Raw genomic sequence first — 13,840 nt, forward strand, 5'->3', positions numbered from 1 at the left:
GATCCCCGCTGGCTATACGGAGAAGCCGAGGGCCTGAAGCTGCTCACGGCCTTCCTCGGTAATCATGTGAGGGCCCCAAGGCGGCATCCATACCCAATTGATGAGGCACTCATCAACGAGCTTGTTGCCCACCACCGCGGTATCCACCTGGGCCTCGATGACATCCGTCAATGGGCAGGCCGGCGAAGTCAGGGTCATATTCACATTAGCGATAGATTTGCCCTCCTTCTCCTCGAGCCAGATGTCATAAACCAACCCTAGGTCAACCACGTTGATTCCCAGCTCGGGGTCAATCACATCGCGCATGTACTCGGCGATGTCAAAGGCCTTGGCCTGCATCTCCGGAGTCTGCTCCGGACGTTCAGCAACCTCTGGTTCCTCGCCCGGCACAAAGGATTGATTCTCCGCCACGTTCTCCGCGGGGGTATTCGCGGCGGTCTCTTCAGGTGTGTTGTTTTCTGGAGTCTCACTCATGATTTATTTCTCCAATTCGTTGAGAGCGTCGGCGGCGGCGGCCTGGAAGGCCTTCCACCCTAGCAGCGCACATTTAACACGGGCTGGGTATTTGGAAACACCGGCGAAGGCTATACCGTCACCAATTACGTCTGCGTCGCCTTCCTCGGTCCCGCGCGAGGTAATCATCTTGTCAAACTCCGCGAGTTTAACGTTCGCCTCCTCCAATGATTTGCCGATGATTTCCTCGGCCATCACGGAGGTGGATGCCTGAGAAATGGAGCATCCCTCAGCATCGTATGAGACGTCTTCCACGGTTAAACCGTCAGGCGACAACTGCACGCGCAGGGTGAGCTCATCGCCGCAGGACGGGTTAACATGGTGCACCTCGGCCTGATACGGCTCGCGAAGACCCGCGTACTGCGGGTTTTTATAGTGGTCCAGGATGACTTCCTGGTACATAGAATCCAGATTCATTTAGCTCACTCCAAAGAAATCGCGCGCGGCCTTAATGGCCGCGATGAAAGCATCTACTTCATCCTTAGTGTTATACAGGTAGAAGCTGGCGCGAGCCGTTGATTGCGCGCCCAAGGCGCGGTGCGCGGGCCATGCGCAATGGTGGCCCACGCGGATACACACTCCATGATCATCGAGTACCTGGCCCAAGTCATGCGGGTGAACTCCGTCTACGGAAAAGGCAATCACGCCACCGCGGGCAGTAGTGTCCCGCGGCCCATACACGGTCACGCCCGGAATCTTCTGGATCTCCGCAAGCCCGTAAGCGACTAGCTCCTGCTCATGGGCGTGGACGTTCTCCATTCCCAGGCCCTCGAGAAACTTAACGGCCGCGCCAAGGCCAACCACCTGGCTGGTCATCTGCGTGCCCGCCTCAAATCGTTGCGGAGGGGCGGCGTAGGTGGTCTTTTCCATGGTGACCACCTCAATCATGGAACCACCGGTCAAAAATGGCGGAAGCTTGGCCATATGTTCGGCCTTGGCATAGAAGACGCCAACGCCGGATGGACCGCACATTTTATGGCCCGAAAAAGCCGCGAAATCAACGTCCAAGGCGTGGAAATCGACGGGCATGTGAGGAACGGACTGGCACGCGTCCAGCACCACCATGGCCCCCACCGCCCTGGCCCTGCGCACCATCTCATCCACGTCAGCAACCGCTCCGGTCACGTTGGACTGGTGCGTGAAGGCCACCACCTTGACCGAGTCATCGAGCTCCAAGGAGTCCATATCAATGCGGCCATCCGCGGTGGACTTATACCACTTGAGCGTTGCGCCGGTGCGCTGCGCTAGCTCCTGCCACGGAACAAGGTTCGCGTGGTGTTCGAGCTCAGTGATGACAATCGTGTCACCTGCGGTGACTTGCAAGTCACCGCTTCGAGGGTCGCCCAAGGCGTAGGCAACCTCATTGAGTGCCTCGGTGGCGTTCTTGGTGAAGGCAATTTCTGCATCATCCGCGCCGACGAATCGAGCGATCGCGGCGCGGGCGTCCTCATAAGCGTCCGTCGCTTCCTCTGCCATCTGATACGCGCCCCTGTGGACCGGGGCAAACGTGTTCATAACGAAGTCACGCTCCGCGTTGAACACTTCCTCCGGCCGCTGTGACGTAGCACCAGAATCTAGGTAGACCAGTGGCTTTCCGCCGCGCACGGTGCGCGACAGGATAGGGAAATGTTCCCTAACAGCCTGGACATCGAAAGTAGACATGAGTCCTTCTTATAGCTTCGCTGTGTGCAGAAATTTAAAGGGCCTATACGGCTTAGAGGTACTTATCGTAGCCCTCGGCCTCGAGCTGATCGGCCAACTCGGCCCCACCGGTTTCAACGATCTGACCGCCGGCGAACACGTGAACGTAGTCAGGAATGACGTAGTTCAGGATGCGCTTGTAGTGGGTAATCATCAGGATTCCGCCACCGGTTTCCTCCTGGTAACGGTTGATCCCCTCGGATACCACGCGCAGGGCGTCGACGTCGAGGCCGGAGTCAGTCTCATCCATGATGGCAAACTTTGGCTTGATAAGGTCAAGCTGCATGACCTCGTGGCGCTTCTTCTCGCCTCCAGAGAAACCCTCATTGACGGAACGGGCGATGAAGGACTTGTCGATCTTCAGCGCGTCGCGGGCGGCGGAGAGTTCCTTGTTCCACTCGCGCAGCTTAGGCGCCTCACCGCGGACAGCGGTAACAGCGGAGCGCATGAACTGGGACACCTTTACGCCGGCGATCTCAGTTGGGTACTGCATCGCCAGGAAGAGGCCGGCGCGTGCGCGCTCGTCAACGGACATCTCGAGGACGTCCTCCCCATCGAGAAGGATCTCTCCCTCAGTGATCTCGTAGCGGGGATGGCCCGCGATCGCGTAGGAAAGCGTGGACTTTCCGGAGCCGTTAGGGCCCATGATGGCGTGGGTCTCACCGGACTTGATGGTCAGGTTGACGCCCTTGAGGATTTCCTTAGGCTCAGCGCCCTCCTCGGTAGGGAGCACCTGCGCGTGGAGGTTCTTAATTTCCAGGGTAGACATAATGTTGTGCAAGTCTTTCTTGTGCTTCGGGAGGGTTAGGCGTTGATCTTGGAGAGCTCGTCGGTCACGCGGGACTCTAGCTCTTCACGGAGGGACTCAACCGGGATGCGGGAGATGACCTCAGAGAAGAAGCCGTGAATGATAAGGCGGCGTGCCTCAGACTCGGGGATGCCGCGGGCCATGAGGTAGAACAGCTGCTCATCATCGAAGCGTCCAACGGTAGCTGCGTGGCCTGCACCGGCGATTTGGCCCGTCTCGATCTCGAGGTTAGGGATGGCGTCGGCGCGGCCGCCCTCAGTCAGGATCAGGTTGGCGTTCGTTTCGTACGTATCGGTGTTGTGCGCGTTGGCGCGGATCAATACGTCGCCTACCCAACAAGTACGGGCCACGCTCTTTGGGGTGCCCTGTACGGCGCCCTTGTACAGGACGCGGGAGCGGCAATTTGCAACCTTGTGATCCACCAACAGGCGGTTTTCAAAGTACTGGCCCTGGTCCGCAAAGTAGACGCCGAGCAGCTCGGCATCCGCACCAGGCTCAGAGAAGACCACGCGGGGAACGATACGCACTACGTCTCCGCCGAAGGTGGCAACGGAATGGCGCAGCACCGCATCGCGGCCCATGGCGATCATCTGGTTCGACAGGTGCACCGCACCGTTATCCCAATCGGCGTCGACAATCACAGTGACGTTTGCGCCCTCACCGATGTTGAATTCCACATTGTCCGCGTGGGTACCGGTGCCAACATACTTGAGCACGATGGTTGCCTGGGCGTGGTGGCCGACCTGGATAGAGGTAGCGCCGAAGGAGGTGACGCCCTCGCCGGATCCCTCGATAGTGATATTGATTGGCTGGTCCAGGACTGTATCAGCGTCAACGGTGACGACCTGCGCGTCGGGCATGGACGTCCACGCCTGCGCACCAACGCGGTCAGAGGGCGCGCCCACCTTGCCTAGGCGCTCGTCATCGGGGGACACGGTCTCGGCCCGCACACCAGCCGGCGCCTCTACGGCCACCTTCTGGCTGACGACCTCGGCGAACGTGCCGTTGTGCAGACCGCGCAGTTCGCGCAGCGAGACAAAGCGCCACACCTCGTCACGGCCACGGGGGATGTCAAAGTCCTCGACGTTAAATGAGGTGAATTGGTCACCCTTAGTAGCCTGGTGGCCAGCCTTTGGGGCGAATTCATTCGCGTTAACCATTGGGTCTAGCCCACCGATCCTTCCATTTGCAGCTCAATGAGACGGTTCAATTCAAGGGCGTACTCCATCGGCAGCTCCTTCGCGATTGGCTCGATGAAGCCGCGGACGATCATCGCCATCGCTTCTTCTTCCTCGATGCCGCGGCTCATGAGGTAGAACAATTGCTCCTCTGAAACCTTGGACACCGTAGCCTCGTGGCCCAGTGTCACATGCTCGGTGCGGATATCGTTGTACGGGTAGGTATCCGTGCGGGAGATGTCATCCACCAATAGCGCATCGCACTCGACCTGGGCGGTGGAGTTGTGCGCCTGCGGATGCACCTCAACCAGTCCTCGGTAAGCCGAACGCCCGCCGTTGCGGGAAACGGACTTAGACACGATGGTCGAGGAGGTGTGCGGCGCCATGTGCACCATCTTTGCGCCGGTGTCCTGCACCTGGCCTTCGCCGGAAAACGCCGCAGAGAGTACGGAACCACGCGCGTGCGGGCCGGTGAGCCAGCAGCCCGGGTACTTCATATTTACCTTGGAACCAATGTTGCCATCGACCCATTCCATGGTTCCGCCCTCTTCAACCTTGGCTCGCTGGGTCACGAGGTTGTAGACGTTGGTAGACCAGTTCTGAATCGTGGTGTAGCGGCAGCGCGCGCCCTTCTTCACGATGATTTCGACGATGGCCGCGTGGAGGGAATCAGACTGGTAAATCGGAGCGGTGCAGCCTTCGACGTAGTGAACGTAAGCGTCCTCATCGACGATGATGAGGGTGCGCTCAAACTGCCCCATGTTCTCCGTGTTCATGCGGAAGTATGCCTGCAGAGGAATCTCGACATGCACGCCCTTAGGAACGTAGATGAAAGAGCCGCCGGACCACACAGCGGAGTTAAGCGCGGAGTACTTGTTGTCACCCGATGGGATGACGGAACCGAAGTACTCCTTGAATAGCTCTTCGTGCTCGCGCAAGCCGGTATCGGTGTCAACGAAGATTACGCCCTGCTGCTCCAGGTCCTCGCGGATCTGGTGGTAAACAACCTCTGACTCGTACTGCGCGGCCACACCCGCGACCAGGCGCTGCTTCTCAGCGTCCGGGATGCCGAGCTTGTCATAGGTCTGCTTAATATCTTCTGGAAGATCATCCCAGGACTGCGCCTGCTTCTCCGTGGAGCGGACGTAGTACTTGATGGAGTCATAATCGATGTGAGAAAGATCCGGGCCCCAGGTAGGAACCGGCTTCTTCTCAAACATGCCCAGAGCCTTCAGGCGGAAGTTCAGCATCCACTCCGGCTCGTTTTTCATGCGGGAAATATCGCGTACAACGTCCTCGTTCAAACCGCGGCGTGCCGCAGCACCGGCCACGTCTGAGTCGTGCCAGCCGTAAGCGTAAGCGCCCATGGATTCGATGATTTCATCATCCGTCATCTTCTCGCCTGGGGCTACTGCATTAGATGGCGCAGTATTTGCCTGGGTCATGACCCGCTCCTTTCCTCTTAAGTCTTAAATTTATTGTGTGCGCGTTGTAAACCACGGGGCTTAACCCGTGGACCTAACTTGCATTTCGCCTAGTGTTTATCGGTGTCAAAGGGATATTGGTGGTACAGATTCCATGGCCGTTGACAATGGTTGCCAGTGGCTGAACGTGGGTACCTAGCACTGAAGAGATGACTTCCTGTTCCGCCTCGCACAGTTCGGGATGCTCAGCCGCCACATGCGCCACCGGGCAGTGGTGCTGGCAGATTTGAACCCCGTTTCCGGCCCTATCCACCGTGGCCGCGAACCCATGGGCATCAAGCGCCTCGGCTAGTCTACGCGCGACCTCCACCACGGATTCATCCTCCCTGATGGAAGGACGAATATCATCGACGAGCCTTTCCATTCGCGCGATGGCAAACGCCTTGACCGCCTCGGAACCGCCCACCTCACGAAGTGCAGAGAGGGCGTCGGACGCGAGGGCGTCATAGGCGTGCCCGAACTGCGCGCGCCCGGCATCGGTCAAGCGGAAGTGCTTTGCGGGGCGGCCACGGGTTGCATGCTCACCATTCCTGGCGACCGGGCGGCGATTGACAACCTCAGTAAGCCCCTCCTCCACCAAAATGTCTAGGTGCCGGCGTACGCCCGCTGCGGACAGCCCCAAGCGCTTGCCTAAATACGACGCGGTAATCGGCCCCTCCTTAAGCAAGAGAAGCATCACCTGACGGCGGGTATCCCCCTCGGTACTACGGGACTCTTTAGGACCCGGCTTCGCGCCGAGTTCCGCCGAGGCCGTACGGGCCGGCGCGGTTCGAGCCTTGGGGCGCCGTGCTGCAGTCATGCTTGCCTCCTTTCCTTAAGATCCTAGGACCGAATGGACCACCATCCGGCTTGCGCTAAACCTTGTCTGTATTGAGTGACGGCACCGTGAACGGCGCCCCTCACCTTTAGACAACACTAGTGTTCCCTAATTGATTCCAAAATGCCACCAACGCAGGTTATCGGCGTGGCGCCAAGGCCATGGAACTTATAAAAATCCCCGGCGACACCCTTCCCCCGCTTCCTTTGCCGCAGCCTCGGGAGAATCACGGATCTCTAATTGTCCATCGCGATCTAGGCCAGACTAGAGTGTTTAAGCATGAAACGAACATTGTCAGGTCTACTCGACGGGCTGGTCACCGAGCTGCCCTCAGTAGGCACTGCCGGTTCGCGTTCTAGCCTGCTTCACGCCGAGCCAGCACACGATGGCCAAGGGGACATACGCTACGACACGGCGTTGCCCAACCAAGGCCGTGCCCGGGTAACGATAAGCCAGCTGCGCACATTCTTCATCCTGCGCTGGATGGGGACCGTAGGATCCCTTCTCATCGCCGTGGGTGCCCTAGGCGCCGGCGCGCTGCCGGTGGTGACCAACCCCTACGACAATGTGCCGCTAGGGTCACTGATGTCCCGGATGCTGCAATCATCCTCGGCGTTGGTCTTTACCGGGGTTGGTTTGTTGGCCCTGGCTTGGGTCCTCCTAGCTCCGTATGTCGGCACGCCGCTACGCGGTGAGCAGTTTAATGCGGTGACAAACCTGGAGATCAGGAGTAAGCACGGATCCGCGAAGGCCCGCCGCACCAAAGGCGGCTCCCCCGAGGAACCAGTACCCGCCGCGCGACCCACGCGCGTCGCGGCGACTCCCCGTCTAGTCTCCGTGGCGCAGCTGTGGCGAACCTACGCCTGCTGGATCATCCCCCTCATTGTCACCGCACCGCTTTTTACCCAAGACATCTACAGTTATCTTGCCCAAGGCTCCAGCGTTGCCCAGGGCATGGACCCCTACAGCGCGGGGCCGGTAGAGCTGCTGGGAAGCGATGATATCCTGGCGCGCTCCGTGCCCTTCATCTGGGCTAACTCCCCCTCCCCTTACGGCCCGGTCGCTCTGGGCCTAGCCGCTGGGATTAGCCGGTTGACCTCAGACTCCATCCTTCTAGGTGTGCTGTCACACCGCATCCTGTCCGTGCTGGGAATGGCGGCGGCCGGCTGGGCGATTACCCGTCTGGCGCGGCGCTGCAACGTTTCCCCGGAATCCGCGTTGTGGTTGGGCGTTCTCAACCCCTTGGCGATACTGCACTTGATCGGTGGCATCCACAATGAATCCATCCTGCTGGGTTTTGCCCTAGCTGGCATGGAGCTGGGGTTGCGGGGCCTGGATTGGATGGACCAACGCCCCGGGTTCCGCGCCTGGATGCTTGTGGTAGCCTCCGGAGCTCTCATCTCCGCAGCCGGCATGGTCAAGGTCACCGGCTTCATTGGCCTTGGATTTATTGGCATGGCCCTAGCCCGTTTTCTGCATGACAAACGCAAGCTCGCCGCGTGGAAGGCTATTTTGTACGCCGCCGCGGGTCAGGCGTTGCTCCTTATTGGAAGCGTCATTGCTATAACGTTGCTGACCGGGATCGGCTTGGGCTGGATCACCAGCCAGGGCGGAGCCGCCACCATACGCTCTTGGCTATCGCTTTCCACCGATTCTGGGGTGTTCGCGGGATTCCTGGGCATGCTGTTGGGCTTGGGCGATCATACCGAGTCGATGTTGACGATCACCCGCGCCGCGGGAGTACTAGTGGCCGCCGCATTCATGGTCCGCATGCTCTTCGCCACCTTCAAAGGAACCATCCACCCGGTGGGCGGACTGGGCGTGTCCACGTTGGTTTTGGTTATCTTTTTCCCCGTGGTTCACCCGTGGTATCTCCTATGGGCGGTACTGCCTCTGTCCGCATGGGCAAACCGCCTTATATTCCGCCTCACGGTAGTTGCCTACTCCACAGTGATGAGCTTCGTTGTCCTCCCCCGCGGTCTAGGCCTTCCACCGGGCACTATTTTTACCATTTACGCGGCCGCGGCCTTGACGTTTGCAATAGTAGCCGCGATTTGGTGGGTTCTACTACGCCGTTCCGGCGCCCGTATCCTAAACTAGGCAACCGTGAATACAACTTTCGATGGATCGCCCGCGCTGGAACTGTCCCATGTGACAAAATCGTATGGCCCCAAGCTGGCCGTCAACGATCTTTCCGTAACGGTCCAGCGGGGCGAACTTGTCTGCCTGCTCGGGCCAAATGGGGCGGGTAAAACCACCACCATTGAGATGTGCGAAGGTTTTATTCCCCCATCCTCGGGGCAGCTAAGGGTATTAGGACTCAACCCCGCCCAAGATCCTGACGCCGTGCGCGCACGAATCGGCATCATGCTGCAAGGCGGCGGAGGTTACTCCGGCATCAAAGTCCGCGAGATGCTCAAATTGGCCGCTAGCTACCACACTAATCCTCACGATCCCGAATGGTTGTTGGATATTTTGGGCCTGCGCGGCGTAGAGAAGAACACGTATCGCCGCTTATCCGGCGGCCAACAGCAGCGGCTGTCCTTAGCACTGGCGCTCATCGGCCGCCCCGAATTGGTCTTCCTCGACGAACCAACGGCCGGCATGGATGCCCAGTCCCGCCTGATGGTCTGGGAGCTCATCCGCAGTCTCAAACGCGACGGTACGTCCGTCGTTTTAACCACGCATTTGATGGACGAGGCCGAAGCGCTAGCCGACAAAGTAATCATCATCGATCATGGGACCCAAGTTGCCGCGGGCACTCCGGCCGAACTCACGGCCGCAAGCCAGGAAGGTTCAATCACGCTAAGGACCACCACCGAGCTCGACACGGAACGTTTCAAAACCGCCACCGGTTGCGACGCAAGGGCCATACGCCCGCTGCACTACCGCGTTCAGGCTCCTGCAACGCCCGAGCTCATAGCCTCGTTCGCCGCCGCCCTCGCCGAGCAAGGCGTGCTTGCCCACCGCATTGATACCGCCCAGCGGACGCTAGAGGATGTCTTTTTGGATATCACCGGCCGCCAATTGCGAAGCTAGGCCAGAAGAACTGCCCGCCTAAGAAAACGTAACCACACCAGTTAGAAGACCAATGACTTCATCACCCACTGCTGCCCCCACCGCTTTCCCACCTGGAACGTTTGCCCCCGCCCCGCAACGCGCAAGCCGGCTCGCCATGGTCAAAGCGCAGGGTCTGATTGAAACCAAGCTTCTGTTGCGCCACGGTGAGCAGCAACTGCTCAGTGTGATAATCCCTATCGGCCTACTCATCGCCGGCGCCGTGATTGATTTCCTGCCTGGTGGCCAAGGCATCGATTTGATTTTCCCCATGGTCCTAGCCGTAGCCGCAACCTCCGCCGGTTTTACCGGCCAGGCCATCGCGGTGGCTTTCGACCGCCGGTACGGCGCCCTCAAGCGCACCGGTGCTTCAGGCGTATCGCGCAGTACCATCGTCTCCGGCAAAATAATTGCGGTTATCGCCTTATCCCTCCTGCAAATAGTCCTGCTGGGCTTTACGGCATACGCACTTGGATTCCGAACTGGGATTACCGGCATCATCGTGGGCCTTGCCGTTCTGCTCATTGGCGTTGGGGCGTTTACGGCGATGGGCCTATCTCTCGGCGGCAGCCAGTCCCCCGAGCTGGTCCTGGCGCTAGCTAACCTGCTTTGGTTCATCATGCTAGGCATCGTGGGGTGGGTGATGTACTCCCAGGGCCTGGGCGATAACGGGTTATTCACGCTTATTCCTACCGTCGCCGTGGCCGCCGGTATAGCCGAGGCCTTCGCGGGAGTAGTGCCGGTATATGAATTCCTCGTCTTAGTTGGCTGGCTCGCCATTGCCTCATTTACTGCCATGAAATGCTTCCGCTTCGAGGGCTAAGCAAGCCAACCGTATGAAACCCGGTGGCGCGCAAAAGCCTACGTTACGGCAACAGCTTAAGTAATTCACTCCTCGATGCGTTATGTGAGCTTCGCCATTAACCCCAGATATCAGCTGGTAAAAGCCATCCACATCCACTATTCGATTGATAAAGAAGGTAAGGTCAGGTCCGTGACTACTACGACCACTCCATCGACCAACTTTAAGGCGCCACTCACGCAGCGTGAGGGCTTTGCCAACCGAGTCAAGGCATTTTTCAAAGAGGCCTCCCCAACAATCGCGCAACAGCGCATGGTTGCGCTGCTGCTGTTGATCTGCCAGGGGGGAATCACCGTTACGGGCTCCATCGTGCGCGTAACCGGATCGGGCCTCGGCTGCGTCACCTGGCCCAACTGCCATCCCGGTTCGCTTGTTCCCGTGGCGGGGGCTGAGCCCGTCCTCCATCAGGCCATCGAGTTTGGAAACCGCTTGCTCACCTTCGTGGTCACCGCCGCGGCCGTTGCGGCCGTGGTAGCCGTGTATCAGGCAAAGCGCCGCAAGGAGCTGAAGGTCTACGCGTGGCTGTCCGTTGCGGGCATCGTGGTCCAGGCCGTTATTGGTGGCATTTCCGTCCACATGGAATTGGTCTGGTGGATGGTGGCCGCGCACTTCCTGCCTTCAATGGTCCTCGTGTGGATCGCAGGCATGCTCTATACCCGCATTCTGCAGCATGATGACGGCACGTTAACTGCGATGTACCCGTCCGTTGTTCGCTCGCTAGCGATTGTCGCGGCGGTGGCGCTCTCCGTAGTTCTGATTACCGGCACCATGGTGACCGGGTCCGGCCCGCACGCGGGTGACGCCGAGGCATCCCTGCAAGGCCGCCTGGACGTGGATACCGAAATGATGGCCATCATCCACGCGATCTGCATGTACGTCTACCTTGCATTCACCGCAATCACCGTCTTCTTGCTGCACCGCTACAACGCGGTGAAGACCGCTAAGAAGATTGGCTGGATACTCATCGTGGTCATCCTCGTTCAGTGGGCAATTGGCGTCACTCAGTTCCACCTTGGAGTGCCGCGGTGGACCATTCCGGCGCACATTGCCATGTCCTCAGTGGTAACCGCCATGACCTCTATCCTGTGGGCTAACGGCATCCACCGCAAGGATGGCACTTCGCCCACCACGGGTTCTCCCCAAGGCGATCTGAAATATGAGGCCCGCCAGGCGGCGCTGGCGCTGCGCAAGGGCCGCTAGAGCCGCCAAACCGCTGGATAGTTGACCACCGGTGCAGTAAAACTCCCCGTGCGGTGATAAAAACCTATAACCTGGGGACATGCATGCGATTGTTATTAACAGCACCGGTGGACCGGAAGTTCTCCAGTACGCTGAAGTAGACGCCCCTACTCCTACCGAAGATCAAGTATTGGTCGAGGTATTAGTAGCGGGCGTTAACTACATTGACACCTACTATCGTGACGGCACCTATCACTCGGCCACTCCATTTATCCCGGGATTTGAGGGCACCGGCCGCGTGATTGAGGATCCGCGGGGAGAAATCGCCCCTGGCACCATGGTCGCCTGGGAGAACGCCTTTGGCTCGTATGCGGAACTGGTGTGCGTGGAGCGCGACCGCATGGTTGCGGTGCCGGATGATATCTCCCCCGAGATTGCCGGTTCCATGCTGCTGCAAGGCATCACGGCGCATTACCTCACCCAAGGCGTGTATGAACTGGATGAGACCAGCACCTGTCTGATTACCGCCGGCGCCGGCGGCGTTGGCCTCATCGCCACCCAGATGGCTAAGTCCCTCGGCGCTACCGTCTACACGGTGGTTTCCTCCGATGAAAAGGAGGAGCTTTCCTACAGCGCCGGCGCAGACAGGGTGTTCCGGTACTCCGATGGCCTCGCCGAGGAAGTCCGCCGATTCAACGGGGGCGGCGGCGTGGACGTGGTCTACGACGGTGTTGGTAGGGATACGTTCCAGGAATCCTTGGAGGCGGTCCGCCCACGTGGCACCGTCTGTCTCTTTGGAGCCGCCTCCGGCCCGGTCGAGCCCATTGACCCGCAGGTCCTTAACAAACATGGCTCCATCTTCCTCACCCGTCCCTCCATAGGAGCATGGACCGCTGAGCCCGGTGAGTACCAGATGCGCGCACAGGCCGTTGTTCAGGCCGTCACGGAGGGCAAATTAACCTTCCGAGTCTCCGGCTCATACCCACTGGAGAAGGCGGCCGAGGCGCACAGGGACCTGCAGTCGCGTAAGACCACCGGTTCCATCGTCCTCAAGGTAAAACAGGAAGCCTAGGCCCCGAACTCGGTGGCCGGCGGAGTCCACCGCCTTGAAAAGAATGCGCCGCTTGACCCTGAGGTCAGGCGGCGCATTAATCTTCGCACGCTGATGGTGCGTCCGTAATTCACCTGCGGAGCTAGCTAGAACAAGGTAGCAGAAAGGCCCAGCATCCTGCCGATTGGCTCCCAGCCCAGTATGGCATCGATGGACAGGCCAATAAACAGCACAGACAGGTAGTTGTTGGAGTAGATGAACAGGCGCATCGGTTTGACCGGAGTCCCATTGATGACGCCTTGGTGCAGGCGGATCGCCATCCAAAGGAACACCGCTCCGGACGCCACTGCGGCAATCAAGTAGATCCACGAGGCGGCGGGGATGATGAGGAAAGACACGATCAGGGTGCCGACGGTGTACCAGATGATCTGGCGGGTGACTTCCCGCTCCGGAGCCACGACCGGAAGCATCGGAACGCCGGCGGCTGCATAGTCCTTCTTGTACTTCATGGCGAGCGCCCACGTATGCGGCGGGGTCCAGAAGAAAATGATCAGGAACAACACGATTGCCTGCCACCAGCGATCGGGCTCCCCCGCGGGTGCATTATCCCGAATCACGGCCCAACCCACCATCGCCGGCATGCAGCCCGCCAGGCCACCCCATACGATGTTTTGGGCATTCCGCATCTTGAGGAACTTCGTGTAGACGAAGACATAGAAGAAGTTGGTCAGCAACACGAAGAAGGCCGCCAACCAGGAGTTAGCCAGCACGCCCAGCCACAGCACCGATAGAGCAAGCATGACCCAGGCGAAGATTGTGGCATTGCGCGGGGATACGGTGTGGCGCACCAAAGGGCGCGCGCGTGTGCGCTGCATTTTTTGGTCAATATCAGCGTCGACCACGTTATTAAACGTGTGCGCCGCCGCGGCCCCCATCCAGCCGCCGAAGATCGTGGAGATGATGAGCCAGATATTGTCTGCCACTGCGTCTACACCACGCTGTGCCTGAAGCATCGCCGGAATAGCGGCGACGAGGAGAAGCTCAATGATCCTAGGCTTCGTCAGCGCAAAGTAGGCCTTGATGGTCTCCAAGGAATAACCCTCCATTGTGCGGACACGGTGTTCTCAGCGGTGTCTAGCAAGTTGAATGTTTAAAAGTGTGCGGTCTCCCAGCTTATTGCCTACCAACCA

At 59.3% G+C, this 13,840-nt stretch carries 13 protein-coding genes; 5 read left to right on the top strand and 8 right to left on the bottom strand.

Translation table 11 applies throughout. From position 1 onward, the window contains the following. Positions 1 to 12: 12 nt before the first annotated feature. The 7 genes from CENDO_RS05865 to CENDO_RS05895 all read right to left on the bottom strand — a co-directional run bounded on the left by CENDO_RS05865 (position 13) and on the right by CENDO_RS05895 (position 6,483). Positions 13 to 474 (bottom strand): metal-sulfur cluster assembly factor, encoded by a 462-nt coding sequence (locus tag CENDO_RS05865; protein WP_136141203.1) that lies wholly within the window; start codon positions 472 to 474, stop codon positions 13 to 15. A 3-nt stretch (positions 475 to 477) separates the two neighbouring features. Then, the gene (sufU, locus tag CENDO_RS05870; protein ID WP_136141204.1) at positions 478 to 930 is read right to left on the bottom strand and encodes a Fe-S cluster assembly sulfur transfer protein SufU; all 453 of its coding nucleotides are present in this window, start codon (positions 928 to 930) and stop codon (positions 478 to 480) included. Then, complete coding sequence (locus CENDO_RS05875; protein WP_136141205.1) at positions 931 to 2,175, bottom strand: cysteine desulfurase; 1,245 nt, start codon at positions 2,173 to 2,175, stop codon at positions 931 to 933. Positions 2,176 to 2,227: 52 nt separating this feature from the next. Beyond that, positions 2,228 to 2,983: a Fe-S cluster assembly ATPase SufC gene (sufC, locus tag CENDO_RS05880; protein ID WP_136141206.1), complete on the bottom strand. Its 756-nt coding sequence runs from the start codon at positions 2,981 to 2,983 to the stop codon at positions 2,228 to 2,230. A gap of 35 nt (positions 2,984 to 3,018) precedes the next feature. Next, the gene (gene sufD, locus CENDO_RS05885) at positions 3,019 to 4,182 is read right to left on the bottom strand and encodes a Fe-S cluster assembly protein SufD (RefSeq protein WP_136141207.1); all 1,164 of its coding nucleotides are present in this window, start codon (positions 4,180 to 4,182) and stop codon (positions 3,019 to 3,021) included. 5 nt (positions 4,183 to 4,187) lie between these two features. After that, positions 4,188 to 5,645, bottom strand: coding sequence for a Fe-S cluster assembly protein SufB (gene sufB, locus CENDO_RS05890; RefSeq protein WP_210726515.1), 1,458 nt, complete (start codon positions 5,643 to 5,645; stop codon positions 4,188 to 4,190). Positions 5,646 to 5,718: 73 nt separating this feature from the next. Beyond that, complete coding sequence (locus tag CENDO_RS05895; RefSeq protein ID WP_136141208.1) at positions 5,719 to 6,483, bottom strand: helix-turn-helix transcriptional regulator; 765 nt, start codon at positions 6,481 to 6,483, stop codon at positions 5,719 to 5,721. Between the two features lie 297 nt (positions 6,484 to 6,780). Here CENDO_RS05895 and mptB point away from each other — a divergent pair, with 297 nt between their 5' ends. The 5 genes from mptB to CENDO_RS05920 all read left to right on the top strand — a co-directional run bounded on the left by mptB (position 6,781) and on the right by CENDO_RS05920 (position 12,671). Next, entirely contained in the window at positions 6,781 to 8,601 is a 1,821-nt protein-coding gene (mptB, locus tag CENDO_RS05900; protein ID WP_136141209.1) for a polyprenol phosphomannose-dependent alpha 1,6 mannosyltransferase MptB, read from the top strand. Positions 8,602 to 8,607: 6 nt separating this feature from the next. Further along, positions 8,608 to 9,540, top strand: a complete 933-nt coding sequence (locus tag CENDO_RS05905) for an ABC transporter ATP-binding protein (RefSeq protein WP_136141210.1) — start codon at positions 8,608 to 8,610, stop codon at positions 9,538 to 9,540. Positions 9,541 to 9,592: 52 nt separating this feature from the next. Then, a complete protein-coding gene (locus CENDO_RS05910; protein WP_246014180.1) occupies positions 9,593 to 10,381 on the top strand; it encodes an ABC transporter permease in 789 nt (262 codons plus the stop codon). Positions 10,382 to 10,672: 291 nt separating this feature from the next. Further along, positions 10,673 to 11,620, top strand: coding sequence for a COX15/CtaA family protein (locus CENDO_RS05915; protein WP_425456216.1), 948 nt, complete (start codon positions 10,673 to 10,675; stop codon positions 11,618 to 11,620). Between the two features lie 79 nt (positions 11,621 to 11,699). Continuing rightward, positions 11,700 to 12,671, top strand: a complete 972-nt coding sequence (locus tag CENDO_RS05920; RefSeq protein WP_136141212.1) for a quinone oxidoreductase family protein — start codon at positions 11,700 to 11,702, stop codon at positions 12,669 to 12,671. Between the two features lie 125 nt (positions 12,672 to 12,796). On the opposite strand, the gene CENDO_RS05925 is transcribed toward CENDO_RS05920, so the two are convergent. Beyond that, positions 12,797 to 13,741 (bottom strand): heme o synthase, encoded by a 945-nt coding sequence (locus CENDO_RS05925; protein WP_136141213.1) that lies wholly within the window; start codon positions 13,739 to 13,741, stop codon positions 12,797 to 12,799. Between the last annotated feature and the right edge of the window lie 99 nt (positions 13,742 to 13,840).

Source organism: Corynebacterium endometrii, from assembly GCF_004795735.1.
Taxonomy (GTDB): Bacteria; Actinomycetota; Actinomycetes; order Mycobacteriales; family Mycobacteriaceae; genus Corynebacterium; species Corynebacterium endometrii.

What these genes read in the sequence shown, in the direction of transcription:
- CENDO_RS05865 (WP_136141203.1), bottom strand. Translation starts at nt 474, where the DNA reads ATGAGTGAGACTCCAGAAAACAACACACCTGAAGAGACCGCCGCGAAT.
- sufU (WP_136141204.1), bottom strand. Translation starts at nt 930, where the DNA reads ATGAATCTGGATTCTATGTACCAGGAAGTCATCCTGGACCACTATAAA.
- CENDO_RS05875 (WP_136141205.1), bottom strand. Translation starts at nt 2,175, where the DNA reads ATGTCTACTTTCGATGTCCAGGCTGTTAGGGAACATTTCCCTATCCTG.
- sufC (WP_136141206.1), bottom strand. Translation starts at nt 2,983, where the DNA reads ATGTCTACCCTGGAAATTAAGAACCTCCACGCGCAGGTGCTCCCTACC.
- sufD (WP_136141207.1), bottom strand. Translation starts at nt 4,182, where the DNA reads ATGGTTAACGCGAATGAATTCGCCCCAAAGGCTGGCCACCAGGCTACT.
- sufB (WP_210726515.1), bottom strand. Translation starts at nt 5,645, where the DNA reads ATGACCCAGGCAAATACTGCGCCATCTAATGCAGTAGCCCCAGGCGAG.
- CENDO_RS05895 (WP_136141208.1), bottom strand. Translation starts at nt 6,483, where the DNA reads ATGACTGCAGCACGGCGCCCCAAGGCTCGAACCGCGCCGGCCCGTACG.
- mptB (WP_136141209.1), top strand. Translation starts at nt 6,781, where the DNA reads ATGAAACGAACATTGTCAGGTCTACTCGACGGGCTGGTCACCGAGCTG.
- CENDO_RS05910 (WP_246014180.1), top strand. Translation starts at nt 9,593, where the DNA reads ATGACTTCATCACCCACTGCTGCCCCCACCGCTTTCCCACCTGGAACG.
- CENDO_RS05915 (WP_425456216.1), top strand. Translation starts at nt 10,673, where the DNA reads ATGGTTGCGCTGCTGCTGTTGATCTGCCAGGGGGGAATCACCGTTACG.
- CENDO_RS05920 (WP_136141212.1), top strand. Translation starts at nt 11,700, where the DNA reads ATGCATGCGATTGTTATTAACAGCACCGGTGGACCGGAAGTTCTCCAG.